Origin of the sequence: Dietzia sp. WMMA184 (genome assembly GCF_002441635.1) — a bacterium.
Classification (GTDB): Bacteria; Actinomycetota; Actinomycetes; order Mycobacteriales; family Mycobacteriaceae; genus Dietzia; species Dietzia kunjamensis.
Map to the genome: position 1 here is coordinate 1,308,852 of NZ_NXEI01000001.1, position 23,529 is coordinate 1,332,380.

Annotated in this window: 21 protein-coding genes; 8 read left to right on the forward strand and 13 right to left on the reverse strand. The window is 73.1% G+C overall.

What is annotated here, in order from left to right:
- Positions 1-16: 16 nt before the first annotated feature.
- From CK206_RS06040 to CK206_RS06065, 6 genes are all read right to left on the reverse strand, one after another.
- On the reverse strand, positions 17-3,364 hold the full coding sequence (locus tag CK206_RS06040; RefSeq protein WP_096907320.1) for a UvrD-helicase domain-containing protein: 3,348 nt from the start codon (positions 3,362-3,364) through the stop codon (positions 17-19).
- A gap of 5 nt (positions 3,365-3,369) precedes the next feature.
- Complete coding sequence (locus CK206_RS06045) at positions 3,370-6,654, reverse strand: UrvD/REP family ATP-dependent DNA helicase (RefSeq protein WP_254050499.1); 3,285 nt, start codon at positions 6,652-6,654, stop codon at positions 3,370-3,372.
- Positions 6,655-6,778: 124 nt separating this feature from the next.
- Entirely contained in the window at positions 6,779-8,071 is a 1,293-nt protein-coding gene (locus CK206_RS06050) for an MFS transporter (RefSeq protein WP_096905872.1), read from the reverse strand.
- On the reverse strand, positions 8,068-8,958 hold the full coding sequence (locus CK206_RS06055; protein ID WP_253701734.1) for a TIGR02569 family protein: 891 nt from the start codon (positions 8,956-8,958) through the stop codon (positions 8,068-8,070). Before CK206_RS06055 ends, CK206_RS06050 begins: the two co-directional genes overlap by 4 nt.
- Before the next feature lie 26 nt (positions 8,959-8,984).
- Positions 8,985-10,214, reverse strand: coding sequence for a ThiF family adenylyltransferase (locus CK206_RS06060; protein WP_173674775.1), 1,230 nt, complete (start codon positions 10,212-10,214; stop codon positions 8,985-8,987).
- Positions 10,211-11,221, reverse strand: coding sequence for a DUF3152 domain-containing protein (locus tag CK206_RS06065; protein ID WP_067712339.1), 1,011 nt, complete (start codon positions 11,219-11,221; stop codon positions 10,211-10,213). The genes CK206_RS06060 and CK206_RS06065 overlap by 4 nt, the downstream gene beginning before the upstream one ends.
- Before the next feature lie 151 nt (positions 11,222-11,372).
- Here CK206_RS06065 and CK206_RS06070 point away from each other — a divergent pair, with 151 nt between their 5' ends.
- On the forward strand, positions 11,373-12,038 hold the full coding sequence (locus tag CK206_RS06070; RefSeq protein WP_067712337.1) for a TetR/AcrR family transcriptional regulator: 666 nt from the start codon (positions 11,373-11,375) through the stop codon (positions 12,036-12,038).
- 52 nt (positions 12,039-12,090) lie between these two features.
- Here CK206_RS06070 and CK206_RS06075 read toward each other — a convergent pair whose 3' ends face one another.
- Positions 12,091-12,318, reverse strand: coding sequence for a DUF3107 domain-containing protein (locus tag CK206_RS06075; protein WP_067712332.1), 228 nt, complete (start codon positions 12,316-12,318; stop codon positions 12,091-12,093).
- A 218-nt stretch (positions 12,319-12,536) separates the two neighbouring features.
- On the opposite strand from CK206_RS06075, the gene CK206_RS06080 reads away from it, so the two are divergent.
- Together CK206_RS06080 and CK206_RS06085 are read left to right on the forward strand one after the other, a co-directional pair.
- A complete protein-coding gene (locus CK206_RS06080) occupies positions 12,537-14,156 on the forward strand; it encodes a DEAD/DEAH box helicase (RefSeq protein WP_371607068.1) in 1,620 nt (539 codons plus the stop codon).
- 29 nt (positions 14,157-14,185) lie between these two features.
- Positions 14,186-15,481, forward strand: coding sequence for a hypothetical protein (locus CK206_RS06085; RefSeq protein WP_096905876.1), 1,296 nt, complete (start codon positions 14,186-14,188; stop codon positions 15,479-15,481).
- Between the two features lie 39 nt (positions 15,482-15,520).
- Here CK206_RS06085 and CK206_RS06090 read toward each other — a convergent pair whose 3' ends face one another.
- Entirely contained in the window at positions 15,521-15,949 is a 429-nt protein-coding gene (locus CK206_RS06090; RefSeq protein ID WP_096905877.1) for a hypothetical protein, read from the reverse strand.
- Positions 15,950-16,337: 388 nt separating this feature from the next.
- On the opposite strand from CK206_RS06090, the gene CK206_RS06095 reads away from it, so the two are divergent.
- Positions 16,338-16,586: a WhiB family transcriptional regulator gene (locus tag CK206_RS06095; protein ID WP_067712327.1), complete on the forward strand. Its 249-nt coding sequence runs from the start codon at positions 16,338-16,340 to the stop codon at positions 16,584-16,586.
- A gap of 115 nt (positions 16,587-16,701) precedes the next feature.
- Here CK206_RS06095 and CK206_RS06100 read toward each other — a convergent pair whose 3' ends face one another.
- Positions 16,702-16,917 carry a biotin/lipoyl-binding carrier protein gene (locus tag CK206_RS06100; RefSeq protein ID WP_067712324.1) on the reverse strand — a complete coding sequence of 72 codons (216 nt, stop codon included), beginning with the start codon at positions 16,915-16,917 and terminating at the stop codon, positions 16,702-16,704.
- 104 nt (positions 16,918-17,021) lie between these two features.
- Between CK206_RS06100 and CK206_RS20715 the strand changes: the two genes are divergently transcribed.
- Positions 17,022-17,096 (forward strand): 50S ribosomal protein bL37, encoded by a 75-nt coding sequence (locus CK206_RS20715; RefSeq protein WP_370452405.1) that lies wholly within the window; start codon positions 17,022-17,024, stop codon positions 17,094-17,096.
- 79 nt (positions 17,097-17,175) lie between these two features.
- Here the strand turns inward: CK206_RS20715 and CK206_RS06105 are convergent, their stop codons facing one another.
- Both CK206_RS06105 and CK206_RS06110 read right to left on the reverse strand, forming a co-directional pair.
- Positions 17,176-17,502, reverse strand: coding sequence for a zf-HC2 domain-containing protein (locus tag CK206_RS06105; RefSeq protein ID WP_067712322.1), 327 nt, complete (start codon positions 17,500-17,502; stop codon positions 17,176-17,178).
- Positions 17,502-18,179 (reverse strand): sigma-70 family RNA polymerase sigma factor, encoded by a 678-nt coding sequence (locus CK206_RS06110; protein WP_067712319.1) that lies wholly within the window; start codon positions 18,177-18,179, stop codon positions 17,502-17,504. The genes CK206_RS06105 and CK206_RS06110 overlap by 1 nt, the downstream gene beginning before the upstream one ends.
- Positions 18,180-18,285: 106 nt before the next feature.
- Between CK206_RS06110 and CK206_RS06115 the strand changes: the two genes are divergently transcribed.
- Positions 18,286-18,816 carry an aminoacyl-tRNA deacylase gene (locus CK206_RS06115; RefSeq protein WP_096905878.1) on the forward strand — a complete coding sequence of 177 codons (531 nt, stop codon included), beginning with the start codon at positions 18,286-18,288 and terminating at the stop codon, positions 18,814-18,816.
- 46 nt (positions 18,817-18,862) lie between these two features.
- Here CK206_RS06115 and CK206_RS06120 read toward each other — a convergent pair whose 3' ends face one another.
- Positions 18,863-19,723: an SOS response-associated peptidase gene (locus CK206_RS06120; RefSeq protein ID WP_096905879.1), complete on the reverse strand. Its 861-nt coding sequence runs from the start codon at positions 19,721-19,723 to the stop codon at positions 18,863-18,865.
- A 40-nt stretch (positions 19,724-19,763) separates the two neighbouring features.
- On the opposite strand from CK206_RS06120, the gene aroA reads away from it, so the two are divergent.
- Together aroA and rsgA are read left to right on the forward strand one after the other, a co-directional pair.
- Positions 19,764-21,083, forward strand: coding sequence for a 3-phosphoshikimate 1-carboxyvinyltransferase (aroA, locus tag CK206_RS06125; protein ID WP_096907322.1), 1,320 nt, complete (start codon positions 19,764-19,766; stop codon positions 21,081-21,083).
- A 9-nt stretch (positions 21,084-21,092) separates the two neighbouring features.
- Positions 21,093-22,142 carry a ribosome small subunit-dependent GTPase A gene (rsgA, locus tag CK206_RS06130; RefSeq protein ID WP_096905880.1) on the forward strand — a complete coding sequence of 350 codons (1,050 nt, stop codon included), beginning with the start codon at positions 21,093-21,095 and terminating at the stop codon, positions 22,140-22,142.
- Positions 22,143-22,231: 89 nt separating this feature from the next.
- On the opposite strand, the gene CK206_RS06135 is transcribed toward rsgA, so the two are convergent.
- Entirely contained in the window at positions 22,232-23,350 is a 1,119-nt protein-coding gene (locus CK206_RS06135; protein ID WP_067712304.1) for a ferredoxin reductase, read from the reverse strand.
- Between the last annotated feature and the right edge of the window lie 179 nt (positions 23,351-23,529).

Below are 23,529 nucleotides of genomic sequence, written 5' to 3' on the forward strand. Positions count from 1 at the left end.
CGACATGAATCGTCGCCTATCGCCCGCCGCGGGACAACAACCGACCCCGCCCCGGCCCGTCGGAGAGCAGTCGTGACAGCTCGTCGGCATCCGGCAGATGGGCCGGTTCGATCGTGCGCCCGGAACGCACGTAGTGGAACGCGGCGCGCACGCGGTCGAGCCCCACGGGTCGTCCCAGGCGGGCACTGGCGATCTGGGCCCAGGCGTACCGGTAGACGGCCAGCTGGAGGGCGACGGCGGGCATGTCCCGCTCGGCGGGAACCCGTCCCGTCTTCCAGTCCACGACGATCCACCCCGGGTCGTCGTCGCCGTCGGTGTCCGCGCTGGCGGTGGCGGTGAACACCGCGTCCATCCGTCCGCGCAACAGGTGTTCGCCGAGCCCCACCTCGAAGGGCACCTCGACCGCTGCGGGTGTCATCCGTGCCCATCGGGATGCCTCGAACGCCTCCTGCAGTGCAGTGAGGTCCGCCTCGGACAGTCCGTCGGCCGCGCCCTGGTCGCCGGCGCCGGGCAGGTCGTCGATGTCGAGGAGGTGGGTGGCGCCGAAGCGGTGCTCCAGCCAGAGGTGGAAGCGGGTCCCGCGCCGGGCGAAGCGGTCGGGACGGAACGGGACCGGCCTGCGGAGACGGTCCGCGAACTCCCGGGGGTCGGACGCCAGTGCGACCATCTGCCCCGCGGTGAGCCGGCGGGGCAGGATCACCTCGTCCCGCTGTTCGGCCGCCCGCCGCGCGTCGGCCAGCAGCGGTGCCGCGGCGAGGTGCCAGCGGCGTGCCGGTCCCGATTCCGGCGGGTCCTCGTTCTCCGGGTCCACCGGCACGGCCGCGTCGACCGCCCGTGCGACGGCGACGCGGCCGGGGGCGGCCGGTCGAGGCCACGTGGCCTCCACGACGGTCGTCGTGGCGGGGTTGGTCGGGGAGGGTGTGACGACGAGGTGATCGATCTCCCCCAGTGGCTCGTCTCCCCCGCACGCCTCCAGGACCTCGTCGAGGAATTCCGAGGGGCCCTTGGGTGTGGCGGCCCCTCCGATCCAGTGCGACCCGGACAACAGCAGCGTCTGCTCGGCTCGTGTCACCGCCACGTAGAACAGCCGCCGATCCTCGTCCAGTGAGCGTCGCCGGACCCGCTTGACATGACTCTCGAGCGCGTCCTGCAGGAGTTTCCGGTCGGTCACGTCGTCGAGCCGGGGCACAGGTACGCCGCCGGGGTTGTCCTCCGATTCACGGTCCCCCCGCAGGTGCTCGGGCAACTGGGTCGCCGTGCGCACCGAGGTCTGTGGCGCCTGGTCGGACGGGAAGACCCCCTGCGCCAGGTGCGGGACGGCCACGATCTCCCACTCGAGCCCCTTGGCCGAGTGGACGGTGAGGATCTGGACCCGCCCCGGTGTGGCGGCGACCTCGCCGCGCGCGAGCCCCCCGTCGACCGTGCGCGCGAGGTCGAGGTAGGACAGGAAGGCCTCCAGTCCTGTTCCCCGGTCCGGCCGGAACCCCGCCGCCACCTCCTGCAGCGCGTCGAGCTGCTCGCGGGCCTCGCCGACTCCCGCGCGTTGACGTAGGCGGACCTCCGCGTCGAGTCCGAGCGCCTGCTCGGCGGCGGCGACCAGACGGGCGGGGGGTGCCGACGAGCGGGCGCGCAGGCCCGAGATGATCCCGGCGAGTTCGCTGATGCGGGCGGCGCCGTCCAGGCTGTAGCCGCCTGCGGGGCCGGGGTCGGCGAGGGCGTCGGCGAGCCCGGCCGAGTCGGTCTCCTCCCCCCTGGCGATGCCGTCGAGAATGTCCTCCAGCTGGTCGAGAGCGGTCACCGCCCCGCCGGGGGCCGCGGGCCGGCGCAGCGATAGGTGGGAGGCACGCCGGGCGAGCGCGGCGAGGTCCGCGGCTCCGAGAGAGAACCGGGAGCCGCTGAGCAGGCGCAGCAGTGCGGGTCCCGCACCCGGGCGGGAGACCACGGTGAGCAACGCGACGACGTCGGCGACCTCGGGGACGTCGAGCAGTCCGCCCACCCCCACCACCTCGACGGCCAGGCCGCGCGACTCGAGGGCGGCGGCGATCGCCGCGGAATCCCCGTTGCGTCTGACCAGCACCGCAGCGGTCGGCGTGCGACCGTCCCGGGCGGCCGCGCTGTATCTCGCGGCGATCGCGTCCGCGAGCCATTCCCGTTCGTCCGACGCGGTGTCCAGGACGGCCACCCGGAGGTCGGCGGCCTCGGCGCCGGGTCGGGCTCGCAGTTCGGCGACGGGGATCGACCCCGGCCGGTCGCGCAGGGGCGCGGTGATCCGGTTGGCCAGCGTCAGGACCTCGGGTGGGTTCCGCCACGAGGTGGTGAGCTCGCGCAGGTGCGACCGCCGACCGTCGGCCAGGGGGAAGTCCTCGCGGAACCGGTCGAGGTTCGAGGCCGAGGCCCCGCGCCAGCCGTAGATGGACTGCATGGGATCGCCGACGGCGGTGACGGCAGGGACGGGTCCCGCCCCGCCCCCGAACAGGGAGGAGAGCAGGACTCGCTGCGAGTGTCCGGTGTCCTGGTACTCGTCCAACAGCACGACCCGGAACGCCCGGCGCTCGGCCTGGCCGACCTGGGGGTGGTCGCGCGAGACGGTGGCGGACAGCGCCATCTGCGAACCGTGATCGAGCGCCGATTCCGTGCGCATGCGGGCCGCGACCGCGTCCACCAGGTCCGCCAGTTCGTCGCGATGCCCCTGCACGTCCGCCGTCTCCTGGAGCCACCGGGTGGGGGCCTGGCGTTGCCGCGGCCCGGGGGGCAGGGTCGCGACGAGGGTGGTCATCAGGTCGGGGTCGGTGCGCAGGTCGTCGGTGGTGACGAGGTGGTCGGACAGCTGTCCTGCCAGCGTGAGCACGTCGCGCGTCACCCGGCCGGGGGTCGATCCGGTCGTCAGGGGACTCTCCCACCTCGACACCACGTCGTGGGCGAGTTGGAAGGCGGCGGTGGGGGTGAGCAGCCGCGCGTCCGGTTCGACGGGGACGAGCAGCCCGTACGTCCCGAGCAGGGTCCCGGCGAACGCGTGGTAGGTCGAGATCTGTGGATCCTCGGTGCGGATGGCCTCCGCGATCCCGGGAGCGGCTCCCGGGCCCGTGCACAGGGGACTGCGCGCCAGCGCGTCGAGCCGCCGGCGGATGCGACGGGACAGCTGCTGCGCCGCCTTGCGGGTGAAGGTCAGCCCGAGGATCTCCCCCGGGCGGGCGTAGCCGTTCGCCACCAGCCACACCACGCGGGCGGCCATCGTCTCGGTCTTGCCGGCACCGGCTCCCGCCAGGACCAGCGTCGGTTCCGCCGGACCAGAGATCACCTCGGCCTGCTCTGCGGTCGGCCGGTGGATCCCGAGCGCGTCGGCGATGACGTCGGGCTCGATCATCGTGGTCACCCGATCACCTGCTCTCCCTCGGGCTGCGCCGGGCAGCTGGATCTCACGTCGCAGTGCTCACACCAGCGACCTACCCTCGCGGTGTAGGACGGCCCGATGGTCGCGCGGCCCGCTTCCGTCACCCGCCGGGTGAGTTCCTCCCCGGCCCCCGTCCCGAGCGGGTCCTGCATCCGTTCGGCCGGCATGCGTCCCTCCCTTCCCGCCAGGTAGAGCAGGAGCCCTCCGCCGGGGGCCCGCCCCGCCGCGGAGTCGACGGCCCCGGCGGCGACGGCGAGTTGGTAGAGGGCGAGCTGCGGGTGCACGGCGGCCTCGGCGTGGCTCGCCGCGGCCCGGGAGGTCTTCACGTCGACCGGGATCACCTGTCCCGCCGTGGTCGCCTCGAGCCGGTCGATCCGTCCGCGGACCCGCACCGGTCCGTCGACGTCGAACTCGAACGCCTCCTCGACCCCGGCGGTGGTGTACCGGTCGCGCGTTGAGGCACGCCACAGTCGGAAGGTCTCGGCCATCTCGACCATCGACTCCGCGCCCCGCTCGGCGAACCACCCACGGGCCATCGTGAGGGCTTCCGCCCGTCGCCGCACGGCCCCCCGCAGTGCGTCCTCCGAGATCCCTCCCTCCACCGCCTGTGTCAGCGCGTGGACCGCCGAGCCCCGGACGAGAGGGGCCGCCGATCCGGCATCCGAGGAGTCGCCTCGCACCTTCTGGAGGAACCACCGGAGGGGGCACTCCTCCAGGGCACCGAAACCGGAGGGTGAGAGGACCGCGAGGGGTTCGCCCGGCGTCGAGGTGACCACCGGGGTCGTCGAGGACGGCTCGGCCGCGCCGAACCAGGTCCGCGGGTCGGCGACCTCCACCCCGGCGTTGCGGAGCCCGGCGAGGAGTCCGGCCGCGTGCCGGGCGTCCGCGGGGTCGGTGGCCTGGTCATGGAGTGCCGCCCGCAGGTCCACGGCCAGGTGCGGCAGCGTGAAGACGGTCGGCGCGTGCCGGGGCGGGCCTGCCACCGCCCCGGCGGGCGCCGCGGTGGGAGTGGTGGTGGCCAGGTCCGAGATCTCGTCGACGAACCGGGAGGGTGCGATGTCGCCCTCCTCCGGCGACTCGACCGCGGTCACCAGCAGGTGATCCCTCGCGCGGGAGCACGCCACGTAGAACAGTCGACGTTCCTCGGCCGACCGGGCGGCGGCGGAGGACACGGCCCGCTCGGCTTCGGACGGCACCGGGCCGTCACCGGCGACCTCGGTCAGGTCGACCAGCTCGTCGACTCCCAGGAGACCGGACCGCCGGCGGGGTGCCGGCCACACTCCGTCCTGCACGCCGCACACGGCCACGGCCCGCCACTGCCTGCCCACCGCCGCATGCGCGGACAGGACGCTGACCGCCCCTCCACGGGCTCTGATGTCCGCGCGTCCGGGGGCGGGCAGGTCCTCGCCGGAGACGACGTCGCAGAAGAGGGCGACGGACCCGCCGGGCACCCTGTCGACGAAGTCGGCGGCGTGGTCGAACAGCGACACGACCGCGTCGAGCGAGCGGTCGGCGGACCGGGACCACGGGTCGGCGGCGACCGCCTGACGGACGAGGCGCCTCTCCAGTCTCGACGCCGACCACGCGGCCCAGAGGGCCTCCTCCGCGGTGCCGCCCGCCCCGAGTTCCGCCAAGACCGCCGCGCGGGCTCGCCGGACCCTGGTCACCGGCGCGAGCTCCACCGCCGTCAGGCCCGGCGGGATGTGGTCCTCCTCCGCGAGCACGAGCCGGCGCAGTGTGTCCGCGCTCGGCTCGGTCCCGCCGATCCCGGAGCGACGCAGGCCGCGCCGGAGGCGCCGCATGGCCACCGCGTCGGCGCGTCCGATCGGGCCGGAGAGCATCGCCAGCGTCTGTTCCGCATCGGTTCCGGTCTCGCCGTCCACGGCGGAGCGCACCAGCAGCAGGAGCGCCGACGCCACGGGGTCGTGGGCGGGCGGGATCTCCGCGCCCGCGTCCACGACCGGGACCCCCGCGGCGTCGAGGGCGGCGAAGAGCGCGTCCGCCACCCGGGGCAGCGAGCGGGTCACCACCGCCATCTCCGCGTAGTCGACGCCGTCCAGGACGTGTCGACGGCGTAGGAAGTCCGCGATGACCGCGGCCTCCGCGGCGGACGAGCCCGCGACGGTCACCCCCACCGACCCCTCGGCCGGGCCCGGCGTCTCGCGGGGCCGGTGGCGGGCGGCCCCGGGGAGTCTCGACGCGACGCGCGCGGCGACGGCCGTGATCGCCGGTGACATGCGGTGCCCGGTGTTCAGGTCGATCGCGCGGCCACCCTGGTCCACCACGGCCCGGGCGAGACCCCCGTCGGCGCCACGGAACCGGAACACCGACTGGTCGCCGTCCTCGGCCACGAGCAGGATGTCCGCCCCGCCTCCGACCGCCGCGACGAACTCGGCGGCCAGCGGATCGAGGTGCTGCGCGTCATCCACCGCGACGAGACGGCGGGACCGGAAGATCTCGCGCAGATCGGGATCGGCGGTGAGGGCGTCCAGTGCGGCCCCGACCAGTTCTGCGGCGTTGAGCGCCTCCGGTATGTCCGACTGTCCGGAACGCACCCCGGACCGCAGCGCCATCTGCTCCTCGTGGCGGCGGAAGAACCCGGCGGCGGCGACCCAGGCCGGACGCCCCGCGGTGCGGCCCAGCCGGGCGAGTTCACGGGGTCCGATGCCCCTCTCCAGCGAACGCAGGAGCAGGTCGCGCAGTTCGCGGGCGAATCCGACGGTGGAGAGAGCCGGCCGCATCTGTTCGGGCCAGTGCGGGGCCCCGTCCGCCAGTTCGCCCATCAGGGTCTCCCGCACCACCGCGTCGTGCTCGGCCCCGGTGCGCAGGCGCGGGGGCGGTGCGTCTGCCCGCGCGGCCGCCAACCGGACGACCGCGTGGGCGAGGGAGTGCACGGTGCGGACGGGCGCGTCGGTGCCGACCACGAGGTGCGGGGGCATCCCGTGGGTGGCCCGTTCGAACAGGGTGGCCGCGGCCGCCGCCGAGCCGGTGAGCACCAGGACCCCGTCCATCCCCACCCCGCCGGCCACCGCGGAGCGCACCACATCGACGATCAGCGACGTCTTCCCGCTGCCCGGGCCCCCGCGCACGACCCACCGGTCCTGCCTGCCCGTCCGGGCACCCGGCCAATCACGCCCGAGGAGGTCGTCGAGTTCCGCCGACCAAGACGTTCCGTGCTCGTCGACCGTGCGTGCGTCGCGGTGGGCGGTCGGGGCAGGGGCGGTCAAGGCAGTGGCGGTCAAGGCGGTGGCGGGCTGTGTCACGGCTCGATGAGACCACACGACCACGACATCCCCCCTGCCCGCCCGGACGAGCCGCTCGCCGGAGGGCATGTCGACCCCGCACCGCGCAGACCGGGCCCGCGACCGGCGCGGGGGCCGGTACGCCTCAGCGCAGGGTGTCCTCGAGCATGTTCGGGCGGCACGCGGTCCGCGAGACGACCGTCATGATGGCCAACACCACCGTGAGGAACGCCAGGCCCGCCCCGAGCCCGGGGCCGTCGAACAGCATGCCGAACACGAGCGGCCCGAGGGACGCGGCCGTGTACCCCACGCCCTGGGAGAACCCGGAGAGCGCGGCGGAGCCGGCCTGGGTGCGCGTGCGGAGGTTGATCAGCGTGAGGCAGAGCGGGAACGTGCTGGGTCCCACGCCGAGCAGGCAGATCCACACCCACGCCGCGCCGGGAGCCCAGAGCAGGCCGGCGAACCCGGCCAGGTAGGACACGACGGAGACGACGACGACGGCGTACGGGTCCTCGAAGCGGCCCGCCGCCCACGGCACCACCAACGCCGCGACGAGGCCGATCGCCGAGTACACCGCCAACGCCAACCCGCCCTCCGCGCGCGTCATCCCGATCGATTCGGCCACGGCCGGGAGCCAGGTGAAGAACGCGTACGTGCACAAGGAGTTGGTTCCGAAGAACAGGGCCAGCGCCACGCCGACGGGCGAACGCCACGGGCGGATGCGCCGGGTGGGGGTCGCGGCGGAGCCGCCGGGGGCGCTGGTGGGGGCGCTGGTGGGGGCGCTGCCGGTGGAGCCGTCGGCGGGGCGGGGGGACCCGGTGGCACGAGGGGAGTCGGTGGGGACGCCCGGCCGCACGACCTCGACGATCCAGGGGATCGCGGCGACGACGGCGAGGACCGCCCACCACCCGATGGAGACCCGCCACCCGGCGGCCTCCTCGACCGGCACCGCCACCAGCGCCGGGACGACGGTGCCCAGCTGCAGACCGGTGATGTAGGCCATGCTGACCGCGGCCACGTGCCGGGGGAAGTACTTCTTGACCAGGGGCGGGGCGACGACGTTGCCGATCCCCATCCCCGCCAGCGCGATGAGTGATCCCGCGCCCATCACCCAGGGGTCGTGGGCGGCGGCCCGGATGAGCTGCCCGACGGCCGCCGCGACCATCGCCAGGACCGTGAGCATCTCCAGACCCACCCGGCGTAGGACGATCGGGGTGAGCACACCCCAGACGGCGAACATGGCGGTCGGGACCATCCCGAGCAGCCCCATCCCGGCGGCGCCGAGGCCGATCTCGGCGTCGATCACCCCGAGCAGCGGGCTGAGGGAGGTGACGGCGGTCCGGAGGTTCAGCGAGACGAGGACGACGCCGACGAGGGCCACGAGCGGAAACGCGAGGGCACCCTGGCGGGACGATGCCCGCGGGGAACGGGGGGTCATGCCGACGTGTCCCCCACGAACTCGCCGACCTCGCGGGCCATGGACTGCAACCCGTCCATCGCGTGCGGCCGCGAACCGGGGTGCAGCGCGTGTACCGCCAACCGGAACACGGCAGCGCGCAACACCATCTGGGGCCACTGCTCGAGATGGCGCCATCTGCCGAGGACCCCGATGTCGGCCGTCCCCCACGACAGGTGGTCGATGGCGACGACCGCGGCCGACCACGAGGTCGGCCGGGCATAGGGCACGACGTCGGTCAGTGCGGGTTCGGCGGACGAGTCGAAGAGCAGACCCCGGGCGAGATCCCCGTGGACGACGCCGGTCACGGGGATCCCGACCGGCCTGCGGTGCCGGATGAGGCCCGTCGCACCGAGCAGAGCGGCCGCACGGTGGGTCGCGAAGGGCGTACCGCGGTCCTCCATCCCGGGCGCCAGGTCGTGCTCGGGGTCACCGTCCCAGGCGGCCGCCTCGGCGAACGCGAACAGGTCGGTCTCGGCCCACGGCCGCCTCGCCGGGCGGGTGGCGGGCCGCGGGGGCTCCACGTCGGCGAGCGCCGCGTTGATCCGCGCGGACCACGCGATGGTCTCGTCGGCGCGCGCCTCGGGGCGACCGGACACCACCCGGTCGGCGCGCCAGCCGGACACGACGTGGCGTCCATCGGTCGAGCGGACGGGGAGGGCCACCCGTAGCCCCGTCACGTCCAGTTCCTCCCGGACCCGGGCGGACCAGTTCGCCAGCGCCGTGTCCGCGACGGGGCGGAGCACGACGGCGGCACCGGAGGTGGACACCAGCCAGCCGGTCCCGGAGCCGGCGACCACGGGGACGGCCGGGCCGTCCGTCACGCCGAACGCGCCACGGACGTGCTCGGGGACCCTCGCATCGTTCACGCCGCCCACGCTACCCACCTCCTCGGTCAATACCCGGGCAGGGACGGGTCGACGTCGCGTGTCCACGCGTCGATTCCGCCCGCCAACGACCGGACGCCGGTGAATCCGGCCCCGGACAGGGTCGTGGCGGCGCGCGCGGAGCGCACACCGGACTTGCAGTAGAGGACCAGGCGCCCCCGGGCGGCGGCGCGACCGAGGACACCGGTGGGGTCCGCGGCGTCCTCGGCGACCGAGTCCAGGGGCACCCACACCGACGGCTCGATCCGGGCGATGGACCGCTCACCCGCCCCGCGGACGTCCACGAGGACCGGGGCGACAGCGCCGGGGGACCCCGCCTGCGTCAACTCCTCCGCGAGCTCGGCGGCGGTGACGACCGGCACGGCCGCCGGCCCGGCCGCCGGCATCTCGCAGGAGACGTCGTCGGCCCCGTCGGGCAGTCGGGTGACCGGCTCCCTCGACGGGTCCGGTCGGATCGTCACCGCCCGGTGGGTCGACTCGAGCAGATCCATCAGGACCAGGCGTCCGAGTAGGGGCCGGCCCGCTCCCGTGACGAGCTTGACCGCCTCCATTGCCATCATCGACCCGACCGTGCCACACAACGCACCCACGACCCCGGCCTCGGCACAGCTGGGCACCGACCCGGGAGGCGGTGGGGCCGGGTAGAGGTCCCGCAGGGTCACCGGGTCGGCGGGCGCCGGTGGGCGCGACCAGAACACGGCGAGTTGCGCCCGGAAGCGGTCGATGGTCCCCCAGATGAGCGGGATTCCCGCGATCTCGCAGGCGTCGGAGACAAGGTACCTGGTCGCGAAGTTGTCGCTGCCGTCGATCACCAGATCATGGCCCTCGAGAAGCGACTCGATGTTCAGGGCGTCGAGTCGGGCGTGGATCGCGTCGACCCGGACCCCGGGCGCCAACTCGGCCAGACGGTCCCTCGCCGAGTCCACCTTGGGTCGGCCCACGGCCCCGACGGAGTGGATCACCTGCCGGTGCAGGTTGCCGAGGTCCACCTCGTCGTCGTCGACGACCGTGATCCGCCCGACACCCGCCGCGGCAAGGTACATGAGCACCGGGGCACCCAGGCCGCCGGCACCCACGACGAACACCGACGCGGCGCGCAGGCGACGCTGCCCCTCGTCGCCGATCGCGCCGAGCAACAGGTGCCGCGAGTACCGTTCCCGCTCGTCCCTCGTCAGCTCCGGTACCGGGTCCACCAGCGGGGGAAGGCCGCGGTCCCCCGGTCCGCCCGCGGCGGTCATCCCGCCACCGGGGGTCCGTCGGGGAACGGCCACGCGTTGTATCGACACGTGTCGTCGTTGTCCGGGACCACGCCCTCGGGATCCAACTGGTGGATGTCGCCGTTGTTCACGCCGAACGTCTGCTGCATCATGATCGGCGCCAGGGCGCCGTCCGCGGGGCACGGCTCGTGGGCCGGGTAGCCGATCGCGTGGCCGACCTCGTGGTTGACCAGGTATTGCCGGTAGGACCCGATGTCGCCCTGGAACGACCTCGCTCCCCGCACCCAGCGCGCGAGGTTGAGGTAGACGCGACCCGTGGCCGAGTTGTAGCAACTCGCCTCGAGTTCGATGTCGTACCCGCAGTTCTCGCGGACCGTCATGGGGCTCGCCAGCGAGACCCGGAACGCGGGCTCGTCACCGGCGATCCGCCGGAACGCGACTGCGCCGTCGGCCGTCCAGCTCTTGGGGTTGGCCAGGGTCGCGTCGACCATCCTGGCGACCGAGTCGTCCCCGCCGAAGTCGACGGTGTCGATCCCGTCCTCGACCTCGACCGTGTAGCTGAACTGCTCGGCCGTCGGGCGTCCCACCGGATCGGTGCCGCCGGGCACGATCCTGAACTCCCCGCTCGCGGCCCCGATGAAGGAGCCGCCCTCCGGCAACTCACCACTGGGCGGGACCTCACCCGCCGCGGGTACCCCGACCACGGCCGGGGTCTCTTCCGCCCGGACCACCCGGTCCTCGTCCGACGCGCCCGGCGAGACGATGGCGTCCCCGATCACCAGGGCGGTGAGCACCACGAGCACCGGGATCGCGTACGCGCGCCAGCCCCAGGTGGCCAAGAACCTGCCGACCGGGGTCTGCCGACGCAGGTGGTCCCGGGATCCGGGCACCGACCGGCGGCGCCCCGGGGTCGACTCCTGCGGGTCCCACGGCGCGCGCAGCGGCTCGCCGTGCGGAGGGTAGTACGGGGGTCGCTGACGACCCTCGGCGTCCGCACCGCCCGGCGTCCGGCGACGGCCGTCGCTCATCCGTACACCTCCACGTCCACTCCTGAAGTCAAGGCCTACACGATCCCACATGAGGGGTGAGGCGCCTCCTCCCGCACTCCGCGGCTGCGGGTATTGTCCGTCTGGCCCGGACGCCTGTCGACTCCCGCCCGGGCGGAGAAGGAGCCAGCAGATGACGAGCCCGGACGGATCCTTCCCGGCCGCACCGGGCCGCACCCGAGCGGCCCGGCTCCCCCGCGGGGCCCGGCGCAGCCAGCTGATCGACGCCGCCGGGACCGTGTTCGTCGACCAGGGCTTCCACGCCTCCGGGATGGATGACATCGCCGTCCTGGCCGGCGTCTCCAAGCCGGTGCTCTACCAGCACTTCGATTCCAAACGTGACCTGTACATCGAGGTGCTGCGCCACCACGTCGACGAACTGCTCGGACGCATCCGTGCCGCGCTGGACTCGACCTCCGACAACCGGCGCAGGGTCGAGGCGGCCGTCGACACGTTCTTCGCGTACGCCGACGCCGACACCCGCGGGTTCCGGCTGGTCTTCTACTCCGAGTCCGGTGACGAGGACGTCCGGCGGGAACTCGACCGGGCCACCGACGGCTGCATCGACGCGGTCCACGACCTCGTCCGCGGGGACTCGGGGCTCGACGCCCACCGCTCGCGACTGCTGGCCGTCGGACTGGTCGGGGCCAGTCGTGTCAGCGCCGGGCACTGGCTCGACGCCGGCCGGCCGATCCCCCGCGCGGACGCCGTCTCGACGACGGTCACGCTGTGCTGGGGCGGCCTGTCGAAGATCCCTTGTCACGGAAGGGACCGGACCGAGCCGGACAACCAGGCCTGACCCCCGGGGGTCGGGGCCGCGAGGGGCGGCCCCCGGCCCGGGGTTCACTCCCTCAGGAGAGGAACCCGACCGCGCGGCGCGCGGTCTCGCCGATCTCGACGTACGCCACCCGATCGGTGGACACGAGGTAACGGCGCCCCTTCTCGTCCTCGAGCTCGAGTACCGCCTTGGCCTCCGCGGTCAGGGCCGCCTCGACGCGCTTGTACACGTCCTCCGGCGTCATCCCGGTCTTGAACACGAGCTCACGGTTGCTGTCGGCGATGCCGATCTTGACCTCCACGGTGCCTGCCCTTCTCGTCGTAGGCGCATGTCACGCCGTCATCGGCGGTGCGTGCGGTCCAGGCTAGCCCGACGCGCTCGAAAGGCGGCGGCACGGGATAGGATGTGTGCACGTGGATCACTCCCCGGGTCCGGATCGCTCCGGCGCCGGGCGTGACAGGTCCCGTGGAAATGTGCGCGCGCCCCGCTCGCGAGGCCGGACCTTGTGCGGCCCGAACCATCCGCGCGCGAGACGAGAAAGGCACCGCCCTGTCCACCACAGATGTCACCACCGAAGAAGTCGACGGCATGGCCACGACGACCGCCGTCGTCGACGCCCCGTCCTCCGACTCCTCCCCCAGCTTCGCCGAGCTCGGCGTCCGCCCGGAGATCGTCACCGCGCTCGCCGAGCGCGGGATCACCCACACGTTCGCCATCCAGGAACTCACCCTCCCGCTGGCACTGGCCGGATCCGACCTCATCGGTCAGGCCCGGACCGGCATGGGCAAGACCTACGGGTTCGGCGTCCCGCTCCTCCACCGCATCGCCACCGGCGAGGCGACCAGGACGCTCGACGGCACCCCGCGGGCGCTCATCATCGTCCCCACCCGCGAGCTGTGCGTCCAGGTCACCCAGGACCTCAAGATCGCCGCGACCGGCCTCACCGCGCCGACGGCCTCCGGGTCCGGCACCCGCCCGCTCAAGGTCCTCGCGATCTACGGCGGAACGCCGTACGAGCAGCAGACCGAGGCCCTGGAGAAGGGCGTCGACGTGGTCGTCGGCACCCCCGGCCGCCTGCTCGACCTCGCGAACCAGTCGAAGCTCGTGCTGGGCAAGGTCGAGGCCCTCGTCCTCGACGAGGCCGACGAGATGCTCGACCTGGGCTTCCTGCCCGACATCGAGAAGCTGCTGCGCATGGTCCCGGAGAAGCGCCAGACCATGCTGTTCTCGGCCACCATGCCCGGCCCGATCATCACCCTGGCCCGCACCTTCCTCACCAAACCCACCCACATCCGCGCCGAGGCCGCCGACTCCGGCGCCACGCACGAGAACACCACCCAGTACGTCTACCGGGCCCATTCGCTCGACAAGCCCGAGGTGGTCTCCCGGATCCTCCAGGCCGAGGGCCGTGGCGCCACCATGATCTTCTGCCGCACCAAGCGCACCGCCCAGAAGTTGGCCGACGATCTCGCGGAGCGTGGCTTCCGGGTGGGCGCCATCCACGGCGACCTCGGCCAGGGAGCGCGTGAGAAGTCCCTCAAGGCGTTCCGCTCCGGTGACGTCGACGTCCTCGTCGCCACCGATGTCGCGGCCCGCGGGATCGACGTCGACGATGTCACCCACGTCATCAACTACCAGTGCCCGGAGGACGAGAAGACCTACGTGCACCGGATCGGCCGCACGGGCCGCGCCGGACGCACGGGTGTCGCCGTCACCCTCGTGGACTGGGACGACCTGCCCCGGTGGGGCCTGATCGACAAGGCCCTCGGACTCGGGTCCGGTGAGCCCGCCGAGACCTACTCGACGTCCCCGCACCTGCGGTCCGATCTCGGGATCCCGGAGAGCGCCGGCGGACGCGTCGGCGCCCCCACCGGGACCGGCTCCGGCCGCCGCCCGGTCGACCGCGACTCCCGCGGGCCCGCCCGGGAGTCCGGGACCGGATCGGGACCCCGTCGGCGGCGTACCCGGACCGGGGCCTCCGGCGCTGACGAGGCCTCGACGCCCGCCACGTCCGGTGACCCCGCTCCCGGGACCGACAGCGCAGACGGTTCGGCGACCCCCGGCGACGCACCCCCGCGGCGCCGCCGTCGCCGTCGGCGCCCCTCGTCGTCGTCGCCCGACCAGGCCGGTCAGGACTGACCGGGCCACCACCTCCCCACATACGGCACGTGCGCGCAGACAGTCACGCCACCGGCGGCCCGGGCCGACGGTTCCCCGGTGTGCCCTCCGAACGGGGGACACGGCGCGATCTGGTGACCGCGGCCGTCATCGTCGTCGTCATGGCGGTGGTGGCCGCCGCCGTCCTGCTGTCGGGAAGCGCGAACCGCTCGCACTTCCGCGCCGCCGACGACGAGCAGCCCGTCTACGGGCCCGCAGTCGAACGCCCCACCTCACTCCAGCCCCTGTGGTCCCACGCGTCGGGGGGCGCGGGCGCCCCACTGACCACCAAGGGCAACCTCGTCACCCTCGACGACGACGGGACCCTCGTGGGCCGCGACGCGGGCTCGGGCGAGCAGCGGTGGACGTATTCACACGCCGGACGTCCCTGCGCGGCCACGTTTTACGCCGACATCCTCGCCGCGGCGTTCGACGGGGCCGCCGGGTGCAGTGACGTCACCGCCCTCGATCCGACGACGCAGCAGTACACGAGCACCCGACAGAGCGCCTTCCCCGACGCGATGGAACTGACCTCGACCTGGCGGCACGCGCTGGCCTCGAGCCCCGAGCGGCTCGAGATCTGGCGCGACGACCTCGTCCGCACCGTCGAGTACGGCGCCGTCGAGGCGCCCCAGGAAGCCGACATGCAACCACGTACCGGCTGCACCCTCGGAACGGCCGACCTCACCGACGACCGGTTCGCCGTCGCCGAACGCTGCCCCGGCGACGACTCCACACGGCTCACGCTCGCCGAGACCGTCCCCGAGGACAGCCGCAAGCCCGAGGAGATCGCCTCGGAGACCACCAGCGCCCGGGGCCTGTGGATCATCGACGTCACCGACGAGGGCGTCCTCGCACTGACCGACCGCGACGGCGCCTGGGCCGTCGAATGGTTCACCTCCCCGCGCCAGTACTCCCCCGTCCTGCGACTGGACTCTGAGCCCGCGGCGAAACCGGGCGCCACCACACTCTCCGGCGATGACACCCAGGCACGGTGGTTCGACGGCGGCGCCACCCACGCCTTCCGGACCGATACCGGCCAGCACACCTGGACGGCCGGCGGGGCCACCGGCCCGGGCCTGACCGGCGGGTGGTCACCCGACCCCGACGTCACCACCGCGCGGGATTGGGTACTGCTCCCCGTCGCCGGCGGTTTCGGTCTCCTGGATCACGACTCGGGCGTCGAGACACTCCGGATGGGTGCCACCTCCGCGGAGGGCGACGGCGTCACCGGGCTGGCGCAGATCGGCGACATCCTCTACGAACGCCGCGGCGGCTCGATCCACGCCTACAAGCTGCTGGCCTGACCGGGCCGCGGACGGCTGGCCGGGCGGCGTACCAGTCGGTCAGGCGGCGTACCACTCGACGGCGTCGCGCCGGAACAACGCCACCAGGGCGGAGGCACACACCACCGCCAGGGCGATCCCGGCCAGGTACTGGTGCGACCCCACCCCCACGTACCACGCGACGAAGAGCAGCAGCAGCTCGGCGATCACCACCAGACCGCGGCCCCACCGCCGACCGCGCAGCAGTCCCAGCCCGGCGGCCAACAACCCGCCCCCGAGGATCGCGAACCACACGGCGGTCCCGTACCCGCTGATGACCACGGTCTCCTCGCGGTGGCCGCCGATCGCACGGACCAACAGGACCACCGCGATGCCCACGCCGATGAGCCCCTGAGCAGAGGCGATCCAGCCGGCGAGGCGGACCGGGCCGGGGATCGCGATCCGCGGGTCTGCCGGAACACGGGGCTCGTCCTGTCGTCTCACGTTCACCTCTCAAGACTATGTGGCATCGGATCCACCGGGCCCCACACCCCTGGTGGGGCGCGCTCCGCCTAGGCGATAACAGCCTCTGGTGTGCGCTTTCGGGCCGATTTGACAAAGCGCGTGACGTTTACCACATCGAGGTTCAAGAGGGTTGACTTGTCAGGGAATCGTGGGACGATCAGTTGTAACAGCGCATACACACCGTGTTTGCATTGCCTTAACCGGGAGCCACTCCAGCAGGAGCGAGCCCGCGGAGCGGGTACAACCCCCACCACCCCGTCGGGTGTCACCGTACACGCACGTTCTCACGTCGATCGTACAGGTCCACGCCTGAACGGCGCGTTTTCGTGCTGCCCGGCGCACCCGACCTCGGTCTCACGACGAAGGAGTTCCCATGGACTGGCGCCACAAGGCCATCTGCCGCGACGAGGATCCCGAGCTGTTCTTCCCCGTCGGCAATTCCGGCCCCGCCCTCGCGCAGATCGCCGAGGCGAAGATCGTCTGCAACCGCTGCCCCGTCACCGCCGAGTGCCTGACCTGGGCCCTCGAGTCCGGCCAGGACGCCGGCGTGTGGGGCGGCATGAGCGAGGACGAGCGTCGCGCCCTCAAGCGTCGCCGCGCCCGCACCCGGACCACGGTCTGACCCCGACCGTCTGACGCGTCCGTCGCCCGACCCCAGGACGGCCAGCGTACGAGAGGCCGGTTCCCAACCCGATCAGGGTGGGAACCGGCCTTCCGCCGTTGTGGCGGCAGATCGGTCAGTCGATGACGGCGATGAGATCGCCCGCCTGGATGACGTCGCCGGGCTTCACCGCGACCTCCGTCACGGTTCCCGAGCCCTCACACAGCACCGGGATCTCCATCTTCATCGACTCCAGGAGAACGATCGTGTCGCCCTCGGCGACCTCGGTGCCGACCGCCGCGACGACCTCCAAGACGTTCGCGACCATCTCGGCACGGACCTGTTCAGTCATATGGATTATTCCTCTGCTTCCTCGACAACGGCCCCCGGACACCTCCAATGCAACCACACGGGCCCGCGCATGGAAGACTTGTACACCGACGAAAGGAGGCGACCATGAGCAAGCGTGGCCGCAAGAGGCGGGATCGCCGTAAGAAGAACGCCAACCACGGTAAGCGTCCGAACAGCTGAGTACGGACGCCGTGGACGACGAGGGGGCGGGCACCTGACCGGTGCCCGCCCCCTCGTCGTCCGTCACCGCGTCCGCGGATCAGCCGAAGTCGCGTCTCTCGACGGTCGTGTGTCTGTGAACCACGGTGGTGCCGTCCGCATCCGTCGTGGTCACCGTCGTGCGTCGGATCTCCACCATCAGGCGTTCCCGCAGCCCGGTCGGAGCCTTCTCGCAGCACGAACTGGAGAGCTTCGCCTTGAGGCGGCGCTCCGAGAGGAACAACTCCCGGCAGTCCGGGCACCCCGCGAGATGATGTTCGAGTCGAGAGCGGCAGGCGTCGTCGCACTCGAGGTCCACCAGCAGGGACAGGTCGCGCTTCGCCGACCGACAGTCGATCTCGTCGAGTCGTGGGTCGTGCTCCCTCATCACTTCGCCCCCTCCTCGCGGTCGCGGCCGAAACCCCGCTCGGTGGCCACGTCGCGCAGCAGCTCGCGCAGCTGCTTGCGACCGCGGTGTAGACGCGACATCACGGTCCCCAGCGGGGTGTCCATGATCTCCGCGATCTCCTTGTACGGCAGGTCCTGGACGTCGGCGTAGTACACCGCCATCCGGAACTCCTCCGGCAGCTCGGCGAGGGCCGCCCGGATCTCGTCGTCCGGCAGCAGTTCCATCGCCTCGACCTCCGCCGAGCGGAGGCCCGTCGAGGTGTGCTCGGCCGCGGCGGCCAACTGCCAGTCCGTGATCTCATCGGTCGGGTACTGCGCGGGCTGGCGCTGACGCTTGCGGTAGTGGTTGATGTACGCGTTGGTGAGGATGCGATGCATCCACGCACGGAAGTTGGTCCCCGGCTTGAACGAGTGGAATCCCGCGAAGGCCTTGGCGTAGGCCTCCTGCACCAGGTCCTCCGCATCGGCGGGATTCCGGGTCATCCGCAAGGCCGCGCCGTAGAGCTGGTCGAGGAGAGGCATCGCCAGCTCCTCGAACTTCTCTGCGCGCTGGTCGGCCTCGTCGGGCTGCAACTCGGTCGGCAACCGGAACTCCTCACCTGTCGGTGTCCCGGAGTCTAACCGCACGCCCGGGGCGTCGAGGACCGCGGTCCGCATCGCACCCTCCCTTCCGACCCGGGACCTACCCCGGGTACCTGCTGGGAATCAACGCGGTGGACCGCCGCGGTATTCCGGACCCCGTCACCCGCTAGGCTCCCGTCCCGTGGGCAGCAGGAAGGGACGAGGCGGCGCCGCGGCGACCCCGGCGATCGTCGCGCTGCGCGACGCCGACATCGACCACACCGTGCACACCTACGAGGTGACCGGTGACGCGGCCTACGGCGACGAGGCGGCCCGCGTGATGGGCGACCGACTGGGGGTGGCCGCGAACAGGGTGTTCAAGACACTGGTCCTGGCCACCGGCAGACCTCCCGAGGGGTCACGGGTCCCGCTCGCGGTGGCGGTCCTGCCCGTGACCTCCTCGCTGGACCTCAAGGCCGCGGCCGCCGCCCTGGGGTGCGGCAAAGCCACCCTGGCGCCGATCGACGTGGCGGAGAAGAGCACCGGGTACGTCGTCGGGGGCGTGTCGCCCGTCGGCCAGCGGCGCCCCCTGGCGACGGTGGTGGACGCCTCCGCCCTGGCCCACCCCACGATCCTGTGCAGCGCCGGCAGACGCGGGTGGGAGATCGAGCTCGCCCCCGTGGATCTGGTGGCGATCACCCGGGCGGTGACCGCCCCGATCACGGCCGGCTGACCGCCCGGGCACGGCCGCCCGGACACGGCCGCCCGGTCACGACCGCCTAGAAGAGCATCCCCTCGGCGGGGTCGACCGGCCGCACCAGCTCCGGGCCGTCGTTCCGGACGTTGGACACCGCCCGCGACACCGGCCTGATCTCCACCGACTCGGCCCACTCGCCCAGGTCACCGCCCGCGCCCTCCACCAGGTCGCGCGGGTCACGCATGACGGCGGGATCGAGCCAGTCCCCGAGCATCTCGGGGCGGACCACCAGCGGCATCCGGTCGTGCACCCGGCGCAGCGACCCGAGCGCCTCCGTGGTGAGGATCGTGCACGACAGCTGGGTGACCGTCTCGTCCACCGGGTCCCGTCGGGCCTCCCACAACCCGGCCATGAGCAGGCCGCGGTCCCCCGGCAGGCTCATGAAGTACGGCTGCTTGGGCCCCGCCTTCCCGCCGGGGGTCGCGGGCTCACCCGCCACCCACTCGTACCAGCCGTCCATGGGAATCACGCAGTGCCGGCGGGCGACCGCGGACCGGAACGACGGCTTGGAGTACGCGGTCTCCACCCGGGCGTTGAACAGGTTCGGCAGCCGCTGTGAGTCCCCCGCCCACGAGGGAACGAGCCCCCACCGCATCGCCCGGAGCACCCGCCGGGGCGTCGCCGTGCCCGCCGCCGCGCCCGGGCCCGGGGTCGCGCCCTGACCCGCCGTCGCCGCCGTTCCGGCCGGCTCGACGAGCCTCTCGGACCGCGGGACGTCCAGTGCCAGAACCGGGATCGTGGTGGTGGGCGCGATGTTGAACCGCGGGGCCCGGGGCGCGCTGGCGGGGAACAGGCCGGGAGGCGGGGACGTCGCCTCGTCGACCGCGTCCAGCTCCACCGCGAGCAGCGCCGGGTCCGAGGAGAGGGAGAACCGTCCACACATGCCGACATCCTCGCACCCGGGTCCGGCGGATGCCGCCGCGATGGGCGACAATGACCAGGTGAGTCATTGGAACGCGCCCGTCGCCGCCGGCCCCGTCGACGCGGACGTCACCATCCCCGGGTCCAAGTCACTGACCAACCGTGCTCTGGTGCTCGCGGCGCTGGCCGACGGCCCCTCCCGCCTGGTCGGCACGCTGCGCAGTCGGGACACCGATCTCATGATCGGCGCGCTGCAGGCGCTGGGGACACGCATCGAGGGACCGTCCGGACCGCTCGGCCCGGGTGACACCGACCTCGTCATCACCCCCGGTGAGCTGCGGGGCGCCGACGTCGAGTGTGGACTGGCCGGCACGGTGATGCGCTTCGTCCCGTCGGTCGCCGCCCTGGCGACCGGCCGGTCCACCTTCGACGGCGACCCCGCGGCCCGTGTCCGCCCGCAGGCCACCGTGCTCGACGCCCTGCGCGCACTGGGCGCCGCCATCACCGGGGGCAGCCTGCCGTTCACCGTCGACGGCACCGGCTCTCTGCGGGGCGGCCGCGTCGAGATGGACGCCTCCGCTTCCTCGCAGTTCGTCTCCGGCCTGCTGCTCTCCGCCGCGCGGTTCGACGAGGGCGCGGAGTTGGTCCACGTCGGCGCCTCGCCGGTCCCCTCCGGGCCGCACATCGAGATGACCCTGGAGATGCTCCGCGAGTCCGGCGTCGCCGTCGACCAGCCGACCCCGTCCTCGTGGCGGGTCGCGCCGGGTGCGATCGCGGCCGTCGACAGGGTCGTCGAACCGGACCTGTCCAACGCCACCCCGTTCCTCGCCGCCGCCGCGGTCACCGGCGGGACCGTCCGCGTCCCGCACTGGCCCGCCACGACGACCCAGCCCGGGGACGCCATCCGCGGCATCCTGCGGGACATGGGTGCGTCGGTCACCCTCGAGGACGCCGACGGTGCGGGCCACGGCACCCTCGTCGTCGTCGGCCCCTCACGCCTGACCCCCGTGGACCTGGACCTGTCCGCCATCGGCGAGCTCACCCCCACCGTCGCCGCACTGTGCGCGCTGGCCGACGGCCCCTCCCGGCTCACCGGCATCGCACACCTGCGCGGACACGAGACCGACCGCCTCGCCGCGCTCGCCGCGGAACTCGGCGCCGTGGGCTGCGGCGTCACCGAGCTCGACGACGGCCTCGAGATCACCCCGGCCCCGCTGCACGGCGCGCCGTGGCGCGCCTACGCCGACCACCGCATGGCCACCGCCGGCGCCATCATCGGCCTCGTGGCCCCGGGCGTCGGGGTCGACGACGTCGAGTCCACCTCCAAGACCATGCCCGGCTTCACCGCGATGTGGGCCGACATGCTCGCCGGACAGGGCTGACGGGCGGCCATGCCGAGCGGACGGGGTGCGGGCAGCGCACGGGGGTGGGACGAGTCCGACGTCCGGGTCCGGCCCGGGAAGGGCTCACGCCCGAGGACCAAACGTCGGCCCAGCCATGACGACGCCGCCGCCGCGATGATCGTCGCCGTGGACCGCGGGCGCTGGGGCTGCGTCCTGCTCGACGACGGCCCCGACCACACCGCCGGGACCCGCGTCGTCGCCATGCGGGCCCGCGAGCTCGGCCGGACCCCCGTCGTTGTGGGTGACCGCGTGGGCGTCGTCGGCGACCTCACCGGCGCGCGCGACACCCTCGCCCGGATCGTCCGCGTGGAGGAACGCTCGACGGTGCTGCGCCGGACCGCCGACGACTCCGACCCGTACGAGCGGGTCGTGGTGGCCAACGCAGAGCTCCTGCTCATCGTCGTGGCCGTCGCCGACCCCCCGCCGCGCGCCGGGTTCGTCGCCCGCGCCCTCGTCGCCGCCTACACCGGGGGGCTGGACCCGGTCCTGTGCCTGACCAAGGGCGACCTGGACGACCCGTCGGTGTTCGCCGCCGAATTCGCCGAACTCGACGTGCCGGTCCTGCGGGTGGGGGTCGACGACGAGCTGGACGATCTCCATGACCTGATCGACGGCCGGATCTCCGCGATGATCGGGCACTCGGGCGTCGGCAAATCGACGTTGGTCAACCGCCTGGTCCCCGATGCCTACAGGGCGACGGGCGTGGTCTCCGGCGTCGGCAAGGGCCGACACACCTCCACGCAGTCCGTCGCACTCGAACTGGCGACGGGCGGCTGGGTGGTGGACACCCCCGGCATCCGCAGTTTCGGGCTGGCGCACGTCTCCCCCGACGACGTGGTGGCCGCGTTCTCCGACCTCGACGAGATCGCCGGCGCGTGCCCGCGCGGATGCACCCACCAGGGTCCGCCCGCGGACCCCGAGTGCGCCTTCGACGCCGTCACCGACCCCGCCGTGCACCGGCGGGCGCTCGCGGTGCGGGAACTCCTCGGGGCGTTGCAGTCCAACGACCCCTGGGCGCTGGGGTTCGACCAGGACTGATCCGGTGGACTGCGGCGGGGCGTGGCCCGGCGGCCGGGTGTGGCCCGGCCGGCACCCGGGCCTCACGGGGGCGCCGGCCGGGCGGCCGATCAGATCTTGATCTCGACGTCCCCCAGCGCCACCGAGACGCAGGTCTGGATCCGCTCCCCCGGACCGTGGTCGGTGCCGTTGCGCAGGTCGCGGACGTGGCCCTCCTCCAGGCCCACGACGCACGTCTGGCAGATACCCATCCGGCAGCCGAACGGCATCTGCACGCCCACGCTCTCCCCGCCCTCGAGGATCGTGGTGGCCCCGTCGAGCTCCACCGTCTTGTCAGTCGAGCCGTACTTGACGGTCCCGCCCGACGCGCCCGCGTTGCGGTCCACGGTGAAACGCTCCATGTGGAGGTCGTCCCGTCCCGTTGCCTCGAAGTGCTCGGTCAGCTCGTCGAGCATCGCCGAGGGCCCGCACGCCCAGGTGGGACGCTCCGACCAGTCCGGCACGAGCGCCGACATCTGCTCGGAGTCGATGCGGCCGTCCTCGCTGGTCACCCGCAGGTGCAGCGTGTAACCCGGCTGGGTGCGCTCCAGCGCGAGGAGCTCGTCGTGGAACAGCGCGTCATCACGGTCGCGGATCGAGTGGACGTGCACCACGTCGGGGAACCCCTCGTCGGCCGAGCGGCGGTCCAGCGACCGCAGCATGCCCATCACCGGGGTGATGCCCGAGCCGGCGGTGACGAACATCAGCTTCTCGGGCGTGGGCGAGGGCAGGTGGAAATCACCGGCCGGCGCCTGCAGCCGGACGATCATCCCCGGCTCGACCGTTCCGACGATATGGTTGCTCAGCAGCCCCTCCGGCAGGGCCTTGACCGTCACCGAGTACTCGCCACGCCCCGTCGTGGGCGCCGACGTCAACGAGTACGAGCGCCAGGTCCACCGGCCGTTGAGCAGGACGCCGATCCCCAGGTACTGACCGGGGCGGTACTCGGGCGTGGCGCCCCAGCCCGGCTTGATCACGAGGGTCACCGCGTCGTCGGCCTCACGGCGCACGGAGACGATCTCGCCGCGCAGCTCGCGGGACGACCACAGCGGGTAGATGAGCGACGAGTAGTCATCCATCCGCAGCGGGTGGGTGAGGCGGTTGAGGAACGTACGCGCCCCCCGCGGCTCCGGAACCCGCGCGGCCGCCGCACGCAGGACGCGATTGAGCCCACTTCTCGACTCGGACACTGGTGCCTCCTTGAAAACGGATCCCCGCGGCCCGGGGGTCGGACCGCCGCTTCCGGACTATGAACCTACGGTAGCGTAGGTTCCCGTCCGGCGGGATCCCCCGGGCCGATTCTCCACGCCGTCGACCCGGGTCCGCAGGCGATCGGGGCAGTCCCGGCATCCGGGCGGTGTCCGGCCCG